Annotated in this window: 10 protein-coding genes; 4 read left to right on the forward strand and 6 right to left on the reverse strand. The window is 64.6% G+C overall.

Translation table 11 applies throughout. The annotated features are described in order from the left end of the window. Positions 1-87: 87 nt before the first annotated feature. From ELS24_RS17720 to ELS24_RS17740, 5 genes are all read right to left on the reverse strand, one after another. Positions 88-969, reverse strand: coding sequence for an alpha/beta hydrolase (locus ELS24_RS17720; protein ID WP_127184889.1), 882 nt, complete (start codon positions 967-969; stop codon positions 88-90). Positions 970-1,106: 137 nt separating this feature from the next. Next, positions 1,107-1,664 (reverse strand): DUF1415 domain-containing protein, encoded by a 558-nt coding sequence (locus ELS24_RS17725; RefSeq protein ID WP_127184890.1) that lies wholly within the window; start codon positions 1,662-1,664, stop codon positions 1,107-1,109. After that, positions 1,661-3,130 carry a M20 family metallopeptidase gene (locus tag ELS24_RS17730; RefSeq protein WP_127184891.1) on the reverse strand — a complete coding sequence of 490 codons (1,470 nt, stop codon included), beginning with the start codon at positions 3,128-3,130 and terminating at the stop codon, positions 1,661-1,663. Before ELS24_RS17730 ends, ELS24_RS17725 begins: the two co-directional genes overlap by 4 nt. Positions 3,131-3,386: 256 nt before the next feature. Next, entirely contained in the window at positions 3,387-3,587 is a 201-nt protein-coding gene (locus ELS24_RS17735) for a hypothetical protein (protein WP_127184892.1), read from the reverse strand. 6 nt (positions 3,588-3,593) lie between these two features. Beyond that, a complete protein-coding gene (locus ELS24_RS17740; protein WP_050449508.1) occupies positions 3,594-5,222 on the reverse strand; it encodes a methyl-accepting chemotaxis protein in 1,629 nt (542 codons plus the stop codon). 292 nt (positions 5,223-5,514) lie between these two features. Between ELS24_RS17740 and ELS24_RS17745 the strand changes: the two genes are divergently transcribed. After that, positions 5,515-6,423 carry a LysR substrate-binding domain-containing protein gene (locus ELS24_RS17745; protein WP_164741263.1) on the forward strand — a complete coding sequence of 303 codons (909 nt, stop codon included), beginning with the start codon at positions 5,515-5,517 and terminating at the stop codon, positions 6,421-6,423. Between the two features lie 33 nt (positions 6,424-6,456). On the opposite strand, the gene purL is transcribed toward ELS24_RS17745, so the two are convergent. Continuing rightward, complete coding sequence (gene purL / locus ELS24_RS17750; protein WP_127184894.1) at positions 6,457-10,506, reverse strand: phosphoribosylformylglycinamidine synthase; 4,050 nt, start codon at positions 10,504-10,506, stop codon at positions 6,457-6,459. A 353-nt stretch (positions 10,507-10,859) separates the two neighbouring features. On the opposite strand from purL, the gene ELS24_RS17755 reads away from it, so the two are divergent. The 3 genes from ELS24_RS17755 (at position 10,860) to ELS24_RS17765 (ending at position 13,799) form a co-directional block, all read left to right on the forward strand. Further along, positions 10,860-11,393 carry a TRAP transporter small permease gene (locus ELS24_RS17755; RefSeq protein WP_127184895.1) on the forward strand — a complete coding sequence of 178 codons (534 nt, stop codon included), beginning with the start codon at positions 10,860-10,862 and terminating at the stop codon, positions 11,391-11,393. Beyond that, positions 11,390-12,688 carry a TRAP transporter large permease gene (locus tag ELS24_RS17760; protein WP_127184896.1) on the forward strand — a complete coding sequence of 433 codons (1,299 nt, stop codon included), beginning with the start codon at positions 11,390-11,392 and terminating at the stop codon, positions 12,686-12,688. The genes ELS24_RS17755 and ELS24_RS17760 overlap by 4 nt, the downstream gene beginning before the upstream one ends. Positions 12,689-12,770: 82 nt before the next feature. Further along, positions 12,771-13,799, forward strand: a complete 1,029-nt coding sequence (locus ELS24_RS17765) for a DctP family TRAP transporter solute-binding subunit (RefSeq protein WP_127184897.1) — start codon at positions 12,771-12,773, stop codon at positions 13,797-13,799. Positions 13,800-13,953: the final 154 nt, after the last annotated feature.

Consider the following 13,953-nt stretch of genomic DNA (forward strand, 5'->3'; position numbering starts at 1 on the left):
GCGGATGCGCGGGTCGATGGCGCGACGGGGCGGTGCTACGGGGTTGTGCTACGGGGTTGTGCTACGGGGTTGTGATACTTGAACGCGCTACTTGTCCGCGCGGAGCAGCCCGTCCGACGAATCCAAGACAAAACCCGCCAAGTCGTCCAGCACAGGCGCGCGCCACCGCAGCGGACGCGCCAGTGCGCCGGCCAGCAGCGCGTGCCCCAGGCCGTCGTAACGCACCAGCGTCACGGGCACCCGCGCGGCCTGCAAGGCGGCGGCCAGCCCTTCGGTGTTGCGATGGGGGTCAACGGTGGTGTCGGCCATGCCCGCCATCAGCAAGGCGGGCGGCGCGTTGGACGTGACGTGAGCAATGGGCTGGGAATCGGGCGGCGTGCCCGGGAAATGGAACACAGGTTTCAAGCTGCTGGCCACGATGGGCAGGAAGTCATAGGGGCCTGCCATGCCGATCCAGCCGCGCAGCATCGACGGCGACGCGCCGTGGCGTTCTAGCCAGCGCGGGTCCAGCGCGACCATGGCGGCGTTGTAACCGCCCGCGCTGTGGCCGGCCACGAAGACCCGGCCGGGGTCGCCGCCGTACTCGGCCACGTGTTGCAGCGTCCAGGCGACGGCGCGGGCGCAATCGTCCAGGAAGTCCGGGTACGCCACGTCGGGGTAGAGCCGGTAGTCGGCGATCACGGCCAGGATGCCGCGAGACGCCAGCGCGTCGCCCACGAACTTGTAGTCGGCGCGCGAGCCATTGCGCCAACTGCCGCCGTAGAAGAACACGACGACGGGCGGCTGTGCCACGCCGGGCGGCGCGTAGATGTCCAGGCGCTGGCGGGGGTCGGCGCCATAGGCCACGTCCGCCACCACGCGGTTGGCGTTGTCGGGCACCGCGCCGTTCAGCACGGCCAGCGGCGAACAGGCCGTAAGCGTCAGCAGAAGCAAGGCCGCCAGCGCGGCCACCATGGCGGCGCTACGCATGGCGCGCCACGGCAAAAAAAATTGCAGAGAAGGAAAAATCGGGCACCGCCGCCTCCTGTCGCATCGTGGGTGGATACCCCCCTATACGAAGCAGACGGCGAAATGGATGCCCTTGGTGAATGCTTAAGCGTGAATGTTCAAGCCTTGGTCATCAGCTTCTTCCAGCCTTCCAGGCCCAGCTTCTTCATCGTGTCGATGTTCTTCTCATAGATTTCCGAGGCGTCTGGAAACGACTCCACCGCGCGGTCGATGCTGTCTTCCCGCAGCAGGTGCAGGATGGGGTACGGCGCACGGTTGGTGTAGTTTTCGATATCGTCGGCCTGCGTGTCCGCAAACTGGAATTGCGGGTGGAACGTGGCCACCTGCAATTCGCCCACCAGCCGCATGCGTTTAAGCAGGCGGTCGGACAGGTCTTCGAAATCGTTGAAATCCAGAAAATCGTCCAGCGCGTCGGGAATGATCAACAAGGTGGTGTCGATCTTCTCGGGGTCGGTCTCGGCCAGCAGGGCAAGCTCGTCCTGCAGGTCGGTCAGCACCCCTTCGGCGTCGGTGGCGTCGCTGACGGCAAAGCGGATCTGGTCCTTGACCTGAACCGCCTTGGCGAACGGGCAAAGATTCAGGCCGATCACGGCCTGAGTCAGCCAGTGGCGGGTTTCAGCCACCACGTTGGCATAAGCGTCGGAAGTCGAAATCATGCCGGCATGGCCGCCATGGTTTGCGCAACCGCCGCCGTCAGCTTCTTGCCATACGGCACGTGCAGGAACTCATTGGGACCGTGCGCGTTGGACTTCGGACCCAACACGCCGCACACCATGAATTGCGCCTGCGGGAAGCCCTTTTGCAGGATGCTCATCAGCGGAATCGTGCCGCCCTGGCCGATGTAGCCGCAAGGCTGGCCGTAGTATTGCTGCGACGCCGCGTCCAGCGCCTGGGTCAGCCAGGGCACGGATGCCGGCGCGTTCCAGCCGGTGGCCGCGCCTTCGTTGGCCTTGAAGATGACCTTGGCGTTATAGGGCGCATCGGCTTCCAGCAGTTCCTTGATTTCCTGCGAGGCGGCCACGGCGTCAATCAGCGGCGGCAGGCGCAGCGACAGCTTGAATGCCGTGCGCGGGCGCAGCACGTTGCCGGCGCTGGACAACGGCGGCAGGCCTTCGGCGCCGGTCACCGACAAGGTCGGGCGCCACGTGCGGTTCAGCAGTGCCTCTTCGGGTTCGGTCGTCATCGGCAGCACGAAGCCGCCTTCGGCGCCGCAGCTCCAGGGGAAACGACGCCACACTTCGTCGCCCAGAATGCGCGCGGTGGCGGTCACTTGTTCGACGCGGTCGGCGGGAATTTCGCAATGCAGGCTTTGCGGCAGCAGACGGCCGGTGGCGCTGTCTTCCAGGCGGTCCAGCAGATGGCGCAAGATGCGGAACGACGACGGCACCACGCCGCTGGAATCGCCCGAGTGCACGCCTTCGTCCAGCACCTGCACTTCCAGCGTGCCGGCCACCATGCCGCGCAGCGAGGTCGTCATCCAGAGCTGGTCGTAATTGCCGGCGCCCGAATCCAGGCACACCACCAGGGCCACGTTGCCCAGGCGGTCGCGCAGCGCATCCACATACGGCAGCAGGTCGTAGCTGCCCGATTCTTCACAGGTTTCCACAATGCCCACGCAGCGCGGACGCGGGACGCCCTGCTTGTCCAGCGCCATGATGGCGGTCAGCGAGGCGTACACGGCGTAGCCGTCGTCCGCGCCGCCACGGCCGTAGAGCTTGCCGTCTTCGTACTTGGGGGTCCAGGGGCCAAGACCGGCGCGCCAGCCCGAAAATTCCGGCTGCTTGTCCAGGTGGCCGTACAGCAGCACGGTGTCGCCGTTGTCGCTGCGGGTGGCGGGCGCGTCAAAGAAGATGACGGGCGTGCGGCCCGGCAGGCGCACCACTTCCAGCTTCAGGCCCGAGACCTTCTGCGCTTCGACCCACGCGGCGGCATCGCGCACCACGCGCTCGATGAACGCGTTCTTTTCCCAGTCGGCGTCAAACGCGGGGCTCTTGGCGGGAATGGCGATGTAATCGGTCAGCGCGGGGATGATTTCGTTGTCCCACTTGTCGTCGACAAAGGCCTGGAGGGCGTCGGGATCAAGGGTGGGCGGCAGTGCGTCGTCGGGGATACGGGCGTTCATGGCGCGGAATCCTTTAGGGGTGCGTGGGGGTGCGGAATGGGGTAATCCGGTATTTTATGCCTGCCGCCGGCAGAGCGGGTGCGTAGCGGGCTGGCGGCTGCCCGACGACACCTGCGCGCTGACGGCAACCAGCTTGTCGGCCCCCGCAGGGCGCGTGAATAATTGACAATTCCAGCCCTATCATCACGGCCCGAAGATGGGTTTCGCGCGATCGGCATTTTTCTTCTTCTGCCCGCCCGCGCGCGCTGCACCCATCCTACGATTCAATCCAGCGCGTCATGGTCGTAGGATGGGTGAAGCGCGCGAAAGTGGACAGAAGAGCCCCACCGGAAATCGCGCGTAACCCATCAAGCAGCGGTGATGAATCAGCAATTCCGGCCATGCCTTCACAGCCGATGATGGGTTTCGCGCGATCGGGATTTTCTTTCAGCTGAACGCCCGCGCGCGCTGCACTCATCCTACATCACCCCCCAATCATCACCGGCTCTGCACCCCGCCCCAAACCCGGCGCCTCCGCATCAATCACCTGCCCGCCGGCCTGCAACTTGAACACCGCCACCGCCTCGCGCAACTGCTGCGCCTGCGCCTCCAACGATGCCGCCGACGCCGCGGCCTGTTCGACCAGCGCCGCATTCTGCTGCGTCACGCTGTCCATCTGCGACACCGCCTGATTCACCTGCTGGATCCCCTGCGACTGCTCTTCCGATGCGCTGGAAATCTCGTTGATGATGTCCGTCACGCGGCGCACCGACGTCACGATTTCCTGCATCGTGGCACCCGCGGCTTCCACCTGATCTGACCCGATCGACACCTTCTGCACCGACTCGTCGATCAGCCCCTTGATCTCTTTGGCCGCCTGCCCGCTGCGTTGCGCCAGGGCGCGCACTTCGCTGGCCACCACCGCAAAGCCCTTGCCTTGCTCGCCGGCCCGCGCCGCTTCCACCGCCGCGTTCAGCGCCAGGATGTTGGTCTGGAATGCAATCCCGTCGATCACGCCCACAATATCCGCGATGCGCTTGGAGCTATCCGCAATGCCGCGCATGGTGCCCACCACATCGCCCACGGCCTTGCCGCCGCGCGTGGCCACTTCGGACGCCGCCGTCGCCAACTGCGAGGCACTGCGCGAGCTATCGGCGTTGTTCTTCACCGTGGACGACAGCTCGTCCATGCTGGCGGCGGTTTCTTCCAACGATGCCGCCTGCTGCTCGGTGCGCGATGACAGGTCGATGTTACCCGCCGCGATTTCGCGCGAACCGGTGTGGATCTCTTCCACACCCAGACGCACGGCCGACACGGTGCGGGCCAGGCTGTCCTGCATGCGCTTGACGGCGGCGTACAGCACGCCGATTTCGTTGTCACCGCGCTGCTCGATGCGATTGCTGAGATCACCGCCGGCGATACGGTCGAACAAGCGGCCCGCCTCGTGCAGCGGACGGAACACCGACCGCGCAAAGATCGCGTACAAGCTCACCACCAACACCGCCACCACCACCAGCAGACAAATCAGCAGGATGATCGCGCTGTTGATGCTGGTGGATGCATCACGCGCCACGCGCTGGCCAACGTCATCGGCGTAGTCCACGTAACTCTTGATCGCCTGCGTAAACGCAATGCCCAGCGGCGTGACTTTTTCAAGGTTCAGGCGGCTGGCATCTTGCGGCTTGCCGGCGCGTATTGCCGCCACCATCGGCGTGATCGCATCGCGCTGATAGACGTCGTAAGCGGCCAAGGCGGCGTCGAACAGCGGCTTACCTTGTGCCGACGTCTCGGGCTGCTTGCGCGCGACCTCTATCAAATCAGATGCCTTCTTCGTGTAGCCATCCAGACGCTGCATGCTGGCCATGTTGTCGATGGACTTTCCTTCCAGCAGCGCGCTTTGCGCGGCCAACAACACCAGGCGGGCGCGCAGCAGTTCGGCGCCGGCGCCATCCACGGCATTCGCGCGAACCAGGTTGGTGTCGAGCAGCAATTCGATGGACGTGCGATTGGACGTCAGTTGCTGATGCACGGCCACGCCGGTCAGCAGGAAAAGCGCGAAGAAGACCCCCAAGGCGGTGGTCAGGATTGCGCGGATACTTAAATTCTTGAACATGAAAAGGCCACTCCAGGGGGTTGCAGTACGCTCCCCCCGGTTAACGGCATCTTGCAACGAAAGGTTAAATATCTCAGTGCGTTACAAAAGTTTGACAAGGCGCTTCACGGCGCGACGTCAATCGCCTCGCAAGGCCCGCCGTTGCTGGATGTGCGTGATCCGCAGCCCCTACTCCCCCCCACCCCTGCTTGCGGCCTTGAAAAGTATGAACTACGGTCGGTCGGCAATTCAGATGCGAGCAGCCGGGGACCTTTCAGCCAGATCGGCTGAGCAATTACGGGGAGGCATCAAGATGAAGTTGCAGCAAGTATTCGACTTTCTTGCCGTCACGCAACATGGCAGCGTGCACGCAGCAGCCCGGGCCACCGGGCAGACCCAACCGGCATTAACCAAGTCCTTGCGGCGGCTGGAACGAACGCTGGGATTGCCCTTGTTTGACCGGCACGCCAAAGGCATGCGGCCCAACGACTACGGCAAGCGGTTTCTGCCCCACGCCCAACACCTGGTTCACGAAACCAAGCGCGCCCGGGACACCATGGCGCAGATGCGCGGTGAACGCCTGGGCACCGTGCAGTACGGCATCTCGGCGGCAGCATCCGTATTGCTGTCCACGTCCGCCATTCAGCGCTTCCGACAGCGCTACCCCGAAGTGGAACTCAACTGCCGCAGCGGCCTGTACCACACCTTGACCCCTCTGCTGCGCGAGGGCCAACTGGATTTCGCCATTTGTTCGCTGAACGCGGACGAAACCGACCCGCAACTCAAGGCCCGTGTGCTGTTGACCAGCCCTTTGGTGGTGGCCGCACGCCGCGACCACCCATTGCGGCAGGCGTGCAGCCTGCATGACCTACGCGATACCGTCTTCGCGGTGGCAGGGCCGCCCGGGCAGCCGGGCGCGTCGGTCTACCCCGTGTTCAGCCATGCCGGCCTGGGTACGCCGTGTGTGGACATGCATACGGATGGCTTGATCGACACGGCCGCGCTGGTGGCGAACAGCGACCGCATGGCCTTGCTGCCCACCGCCTTGATCACCACCGATCTGTGGCGCGAGCAACTGGACATCGTGCCCATTGCCGAGCCCCTGCCCAGTTATGTGATCGGCCTGATTCAACGCACGGCGCAGCCGTTGACGCCAGCGGCGGAAGAACTGTCGACCCAGTTTGAACGCGAAGCCGCCGACCTGCACACGGCTTCGCCTTGACGGACTGACTTACCGCCCGCGTGTCTGGATGATTTACTTCAGCCAGACGCGCGCGTTGCGGAAGATGCGCATCCAGGGGCTGTACGCGCCGCCCTTGTCTGCGTTGCCCCATTTCTCGGGCGCCCAAGACATCATGACGTTGCGAGTCACGCGCTCGGGGTGCGGCATCAAGACCGTGAAGCGGCCATCAGCCGTGGTGACGGAAGTCAGGCCGCCGGGGCTGCCGTTCGGGTTGAACGGGTAGGCTTCGGTGGCTAGTCCACGGTTGTCGATATAGCGCGCGGCGGCCAGCACGCGGCTGGCGTCGCCCTGCTGCGAGAAGTCGGCATAGCCTTCGCCGTGGGCCACGGCCACCGGAATACGGGCGCCTTCCATGCCGGCAAAGAAGATGGACGGCGACTTGGCCACTTCCACCATCGACAGGCGCGCTTCGTACTTTTCAGACTGGTTGCGCGTGAAGCGCGGCCAGTGCTCGGCGCCCGGAATCATCGGGGCCAAGGCGGCCATCATCTGGCAGCCGTTGCACACGCCCAGCGCGAACGTATCCGGACGCGCGAAGTACGCGGCGAACTGATCCGACAACTGGCTGTTGAAGCGGATGGTGCGCGCCCAACCTTCGCCGGCGCCCAGCACGTCGCCGTAGCTGAAACCGCCCACGGCCACCAAGCCTTGCATCTGCGCCAGGTCCACGCGACCGGACAAGAGGTCGGTCATGTGAACGTCGATGGCTTCGAAGCCCGAGGTATCGAAGGCCCAGGCCATTTCCACTTGGCTGTTGCAACCCTGCTCGCGCAGGATGGCCACGCGCGGACGCTTGCCGGTGTTGATGAAGGGCGCGGCAATGTCTTCTTGCGGGTCGAAGGACACGTTCGGGCTCATGCCGGGGTCGGTCGTGTCGTTCCAGACGTCAAGCTCGGCTTGCGCGCACGCCGGGTTGTCGCGGCGGGCCATGATGCGGTAGGACACTTCGCTCCAGGCGCGGCCCAGTTCAGCGCGCGGCTGGCCCCAGACCTTCTTGCCGTCGCGATAGAACTCGACTTCGTCGGCGCCGTTCAGGCCACCAATGACGTGCGAGTGAGCCGACAGGCCCGCGCCACGCAGCACCTGCATGACGGCGTCGCGTTGCGAGGCGGGCACCTGAATGACGGCGCCGGCTTCTTCCGAGAACAGCGCCTTCAGCGTCAGCTCTTCGCGTTGCACCTTCACTTGATCCGGGCGGATCTTGTAGTCGCCCCAATCCGCCGATTGCGGATCGAAGGTCAGCATGTCCAGGTTCACGGACACGCCGGTGCGGCCGGCAAAGGCCATTTCGGTCAGCGTGGCGAACAGGCCGCCGTCGGAGCGGTCGTGGTAAGCCAGAATAGTGCCGGCTTCGGCCAGCGTGCGGATCGTGATGAAGAACGCGCGCAGGTCTTGCGGCGCGTCGATGTCCGGCACGGTTTCGCCAATCTGGTTGTACGTCTGCGCCAGGATGGAACCACCCATGCGGTGACGGCCACGGCCCAGGTCGATCAAAATCAGCACGCTGTCGCCCGCGTCGGTGCGCAGTTGCGGGGTCAGGCTGGCGCGCACGTCGGCAACGGGCGCAAACGCCGTCACCACCAGCGACACCGGCGCCACCACCTGACGCTGCTCGCCGTCCTGTTCCCAGGACGTCTTCATGGAGAGCGAATCCTTGCCCACTGGAATGGACAGGCCGGTGGCCTGGCACAGTTCGCTGACGGCGGACACGGTGTCATACAGCGCGGCGTCCTGGCCGTCGACGCCGCAAGCGGCCATCCAGTTGGCGGACAGCTTGATGTCTTCCAGGCGCGCCACGTCGGCGGCGGCCAGGTTGGTCAGCGCTTCGGCCACGGCCATGCGGCCGGATGCCGGGGCGTCGAGCATGGCGATGGGGGTGCGTTCGCCCATCGACATGGCTTCGCCACGGAAGCCTTCGTAGTCGGCCAGCGTCACGGCGCAGTCAGCCACCGGCACTTGCCACGGGCCGACCATCTGGTCACGGCTGGACAGCCCGCCCACGGTGCGGTCGCCGATGGTGATCAGGAAGGACTTGTTGGCAACGGTGGGGTGACGCAGCACGCGGTAAGCGGCTTCGGTCAGGTCGATGCCGGCCAGGTCCAGCGGCGCGGACACGCCAGGCAGGCGGCGCACGTCGCGCGTCATGCGCGGCGGCTTGCCCAGGATGACGTCGATCGGCACGTCCACGGGACGCACTTCGGCGTCGCCTTGCGGGCGAATCGTGTCCAGGCCCGGCAGGCCTTCGCCGTCCACCACGCGCAGTTGGCGTTCTTCGGTGGCCACGCCCACCACCGCGTACGGGCAGCGTTCGCGGCGGGCGATGGCGTCAAAGCGTTCCAGGTCTTTCGGCAGAATCGACAGAACATAGCGTTCCTGCGACTCATTGCTCCAGATTTCAGCGGGCGACAGGCCCGACTCTTCCAGCGGCACGCGCTTCAAGTCGAAGATGGCGCCACGGCCGGCGTCGTTGACCAATTCCGGGAAGGCATTGGACAAGCCGCCCGCGCCCACGTCGTGAATGGCGATGATGGGGTTGTTCTCGGCCTGCTGCCAGCAGCGGTCGATGACTTCTTGCGCGCGGCGTTCGATTTCCGGGTTGCCGCGCTGGACGGAATCAAAGTCCAGTTCGGCCGAGTTGCTGCCCATGCTGATGCTGGACGCGGCGCCGCCGCCCATGCCGATACGGAAGCCCGGGCCGCCCAGTTGGATCAGCAGCGCGCCGGGAGGAATCACGTCTTTGTGGGTCAGGCCCGCGTCAATGCTTCCCAGGCCGCCCGCGATCATGATGGGCTTGTGATAGCCCCAGCGCGTGCCGCCCGCGGTCTGCTCGAACGAACGGAAGTAGCCCAGCAGGTTGGGCCGGCCGAATTCGTTGTTGAACGCCGCGCCGCCGATGGGGCCGTCGATCATGATGGACAAGGGCGAGGCGATGCGCTCGGGCAGGCCGTGGTGGTCGGCTTCCCAGGGTTGCAGCGCGTCGTCGAAACGCAGGTGCGACACGGTGAAGCCGGTCAGACCGGCCTTGGGCTTGGAGCCACGGCCGGTAGCGCCTTCGTCGCGGATTTCGCCGCCCGCGCCGGTGGACGCGCCCGGGAACGGGGCGATGGCGGTCGGGTGGTTGTGGGTTTCCACCTTCATCAAGGTGTGCACGGTGGTGTCGCGGCGGATGTACTTGGCGCCGTCGGCGCCCTCGCCCGTCACGCCAGGCACGCCGGCCTGGAAGCGCTGCGCGGGGCCGCCGGCCATGATGGCGGCGTTGTCCGAGTAAGCCACGACGGTGCCTTCCGGCTGCGCCTTGTGCGTGGCGCGGATCATGCCGAACAGCGTGTTGGGCTGCGACTGGCCGTCGATGACCCATTCGGCGTTGAAGATCTTGTGGCGGCAGTGTTCGCTATTGGCCTGCGCGAACATCATCAGTTCCACGTCGGTGGGGTCGCGGCCCAGGTCGGTAAACGACTTGGCCAGGTATTCGATTTCGTCTTCCGACAGGGCCAGGCCCAGCGACACGTTGGCCTCGGCCAGCGCCTTGAAGCCTTCGGCCTGAACGCCGACGGTGCGCATGGGCTTGCCGGCCAGCGTCTGGAACAGCGCCTGGCCGTCGAAGCTGGCGTCGACCACGGTTTCGGTCATGCGGTCGTGCAGGCAGTCGGCCGCGCGCGCCAGCATGGCGTCGTCAAACGACTTGGTGCCGAGCAGACCGCGTTCGGGGGTGATCACATAGCGCACGCCGCGTTCAATGCGGTGTACCGACGACAAGCCACAGTTGTGGGCGATGTCGGTGGCCTTGCTGGCCCAGGGGGAAATGGTGCCCAGGCGCGGAATGACCAGCAGCGACAGGCTCTTGGCCGGCGCGTCGGCCGTGCTGGGCGTGCCGTAATCCAGCAGTTGGGTCAGGTGTTGCTGCTGTTCGGCCGTCAAGGCGGCGTCGGTGCTGACGAAGTGCTCGTAGCGAGCGGAGATGTCGGCCACCGGCAGGCCGGCTTCCTTTAGTTGCGCCAACAGGCGATCGCGACGAAAGGAGGACAGGACGGAGGAACCAGGCAGATGCTGAACTAGGGACACGATGCGGGCGCCGTATAAGGATGGGAGCAAAACGGGATTTTACCTGTTTAGGGGGTTTTCCCGGAGCCGTTATTCAAGAAGCTTGCAAAGCCCTTGTTTTCCCTGGTGTTACAAAAGAATTCTGATGCGAACGCGCCAGGATGGTGCATAGCAATATTTTGCTGAAGCCCTGTTGTCATCGCGGAATTTCCAGAGTCTTCCCAACGCTACGCCGCCCCGTCTGACGCAATGCAACATGTTGTTGTCGCCCCGCACCACGGGAAAACACGAACACCCGCGCCCTGAGGGCGACGGTAGGATGCAGCGACCCAATTCATAAAGCGGGCCCCAGCGCCCAAGCCGTCGTCGCACCCATGTCCCGCCCTGAAGCCTCCGTCGAGCCCGTCGAACCGATCATCCCCGTTGAACCCGATCCCGCCGTAAAGGTGCCGCTGGCCATCGAAGAATGGCTCGCCGTGATTCTGCTGGCCACGCTGGCGCTGATCACCTTCGCCAACGTGCTGGTGCGCTATTTCACGGACCAGTCGTTCGCCTGGACCGAAGAAATCTCGGTGTTCCTGCTGATCGTGCTGACCATGGCGGGCGGCAGCGTGGCCTTTGTGCGCAACCACCATATCCGCATTGAAATCCTGGCCGACTCGGGGTCAGCGCGCCGCCAGCGCATCATGGCCTTGATTGCCAACAGCTGCGTGCTGGCGTTCTTCGTGCTGCTGACCGTGCTGTCGGTGAAGCTGGTGGCGGACGAGTACATCTACGAAGAAACGTCTCCCGCGATCGGCGTGCCGACCTGGTGGTATTCGATCTGGTTGCCGGTGATGGCAGCGGCAATCTCGTTGCGCACCTTGGGCATCATCCGCCGCCTTCTGCAAAGCGCGGGCAAGCCATGATTGTGTCGCTGCTGTTCATTGTCTTTGTCGTCCTGATGTTGATCGGGGTACCGGTGGGCGTGGCGCTGGGCATCGGCGGCACCATCGCCATCGTGCTGTCCAATCTGCACACACCCTGGTATGGCTTGTTGGCCGTGCCGCAGAACTTTTATGCGGGGCTGGCCAAGTACCCGCTGCTGGCCATCCCCATGTTCGTGCTGGTCGGCTCCATCTTTGACCGGTCGGGCGTGGCCAAGCGGCTGGTGGATTTTGCGATTGCCATCGTGGGCCGCGGCCCGGGCATGCTGCCGCTGGTGTCGATTGCGGTGGCCATGTTCCTGGGCGGTATCTCGGGTTCCGGCCCGGCCTGCGCGGCGGCGGTGGGCGCGGTGATGATCACCGCCATGTCGCGCGCGGGCTATCCGGGGTCGTTCTCGGCGTCGGTGGTGGCGGCGGGCGCGGCCACCGACATCCTGATTCCGCCGTCGGTGGCGTTCATCATCTATTCGGTGCTGGTGCCCGGCGCGTCCGTGCCCGCGCTGTTTGCCGCCGGCATGATTCCGGGCCTGCTGGCGGGCTTTGCGCTGATCATTCCGGCCGTGTGGCTATCGCGCAAATACAAGATGGGCGCGCTGGAATCCCACCTGCCGCGCCCGCCCTTCTGGGCAAGCCTGCGCGATGCTTCATGGGGCTTGGCGGCGCCGGTGTTGATTCTGGGCGGCATGCGGCTGGGCTGGTTCACGCCCACCGAGGCGGCAGTGGTGGCCGTGTTCTACGGCTTGTTCGTGGGCGGTTTCATTCACCGCACCATCAAGCTGCGCGACCTTTTCACCATCTTGCGCGAAGCGGCCGAACTGTCCGCCGTGATCATGCTGGTGGTGACGTTGGCCGGCATCTTTGCGTGGGCGTTGTCCACGCTGAGCGTGATTGACCCGATCACCAACGCCATCGTCAATTCCGGCTTGGGCGAATGGGGCGTGCTGTCGTTATTGGTTCTGCTGTTGATGACGGTGGGCATGTTCCTGGACGGCATCTCGATCTTTTTGATTTTCGTGCCGCTGCTGATGCCGATTGCCAATGCCTACGGCTGGGATCCGGTGTGGTTCGGCGTGGTGCTGACCTTGAAGGTGGCGCTGGGCCAATTCACGCCGCCGCTGGCCGTGAACCTGATGGTGTCGTGCCGCATTGCGCGCGTGCCCATGGAGTCCACGGTGCGGTGGGTAGTGTGGCTGCTGGGCTCCATGTTTTTGGTGCTGGTGGCGGTGCTGCTGTTCCCGCAACTGGCGCTGTGGCTGCCGGGGAAATTGGGTTATTGAAGTTGGGCTATTGAAGCGAAAGCAAGTCCGTAGCGATCTTGATTACAACAACAGACACACTCGCAAAGAGAGGAGACATAACATGAACTTCCGCAACCTGATCGGCGCCGCGTTGTGCGCCGCCGCCGTGGTCGGCATGACGCCCGCGCACGCGCAGAACTACAAGTCCGAATACAAGCTGTCCATCGTGGTGGGCACGACGTTCCCGTGGGGCCAGGGCGCGGAAATCTGGTCCAAGCTGGTGCGCGAGCGCACCGATGGCCGCATCAACATCAAGGTGTACCCGGGCACGTCGCTGGTGCAAGGCGACCAGACGCGCGAATTCACCGCCATCCGCCAAGGCGTGATCGACATGGCCGTGGGGTCCACCATCAATTGGTCGCCGCAGGTCAAGCAGTTGAACCTGTTTTCGCTGCCCTTCCTGATGCCCGACTACGCCGCCATCGACGCGCTGGTGCAAGGCGACGTGGGCCGCGAAATGTTCAAGCTGATCGAAAAAGCCGGCGTGGTGCCGCTGGCCTGGGGTGAAAACGGCTATCGCCAACTTAGCAATTCCAAGCGCGAAGTGAAATCGCCCGCCGACATGAAGGGCATGAAGCTGCGCGTGGTGGGCTCGCCGCTGTACATCGACACGTTCACGGCTTTGGGCGCGAACCCCACGCAGATGAGCTGGGCGGATGCGCAACCGGCGCTGGCTAGCGGTGCGGTGGATGGGCAGGAAAATCCGCTGTCGATCTACACGGGTTCCAAGTTGTATACGGTGGGCCAGAAGTATTTGACGCTGTGGAACTACGTGGCCGATCCGCTGATCTTCGTGGTGAACCGCGAGGTGTGGAACTCCTGGTCGGAAAAGGACCGCGACATCGTGCGCCAGGCCGCGCTGGATGCCGGCAAGCAGCAGATCGTGATTGCACGCAAGGGCGTCACGCCCAGCGACCCGTCGCTGCTGAAGGAAATCGAAGGCCACGGCGTGACGGTCACGTCCTTGTCGAAAGCGGAACACGAGGCGTTCGTGAAGACCACGAAGCCGGTTTACGACAAGTGGAAGAAGCAGATCGGCGAAGACCTGGTCAACATGGCCGAAAAATCCATCGCTGCGCGCAAGCAGTGAAGCGAGTTGACGCCAACGTACTGATTTAGCAGCAAGCCCCAGGGGAACGACGGCGCAAGCCGCCAAACCGAGGCAGGGACGTCAGAGCCCTCCCAACCAAACAGGCGCCAGCCAAAAGCTGGCGCCTGTTTCCTTTGCGGACTCGTAGGATGGG

Origin of the sequence: Achromobacter spanius, from assembly GCF_003994415.1 — a bacterium.
Taxonomy (GTDB): Bacteria; Pseudomonadota; Gammaproteobacteria; order Burkholderiales; family Burkholderiaceae_B; genus Achromobacter; species Achromobacter spanius_C.

What these genes read in the sequence shown, in the direction of transcription:
- ELS24_RS17765 (WP_127184897.1), top strand. Translation starts at nt 12,771, where the DNA reads ATGAACTTCCGCAACCTGATCGGCGCCGCGTTGTGCGCCGCCGCCGTG.
- ELS24_RS17720 (WP_127184889.1), bottom strand. Translation starts at nt 969, where the DNA reads ATGCGTAGCGCCGCCATGGTGGCCGCGCTGGCGGCCTTGCTTCTGCTG.
- ELS24_RS17740 (WP_050449508.1), bottom strand. Translation starts at nt 5,222, where the DNA reads ATGTTCAAGAATTTAAGTATCCGCGCAATCCTGACCACCGCCTTGGGG.
- ELS24_RS17730 (WP_127184891.1), bottom strand. Translation starts at nt 3,130, where the DNA reads ATGAACGCCCGTATCCCCGACGACGCACTGCCGCCCACCCTTGATCCC.
- ELS24_RS17735 (WP_127184892.1), bottom strand. Translation starts at nt 3,587, where the DNA reads ATGAGTGCAGCGCGCGCGGGCGTTCAGCTGAAAGAAAATCCCGATCGC.
- ELS24_RS17755 (WP_127184895.1), top strand. Translation starts at nt 10,860, where the DNA reads ATGTCCCGCCCTGAAGCCTCCGTCGAGCCCGTCGAACCGATCATCCCC.
- ELS24_RS17725 (WP_127184890.1), bottom strand. Translation starts at nt 1,664, where the DNA reads ATGATTTCGACTTCCGACGCTTATGCCAACGTGGTGGCTGAAACCCGC.
- ELS24_RS17760 (WP_127184896.1), top strand. Translation starts at nt 11,390, where the DNA reads ATGATTGTGTCGCTGCTGTTCATTGTCTTTGTCGTCCTGATGTTGATC.
- ELS24_RS17745 (WP_164741263.1), top strand. Translation starts at nt 5,515, where the DNA reads ATGAAGTTGCAGCAAGTATTCGACTTTCTTGCCGTCACGCAACATGGC.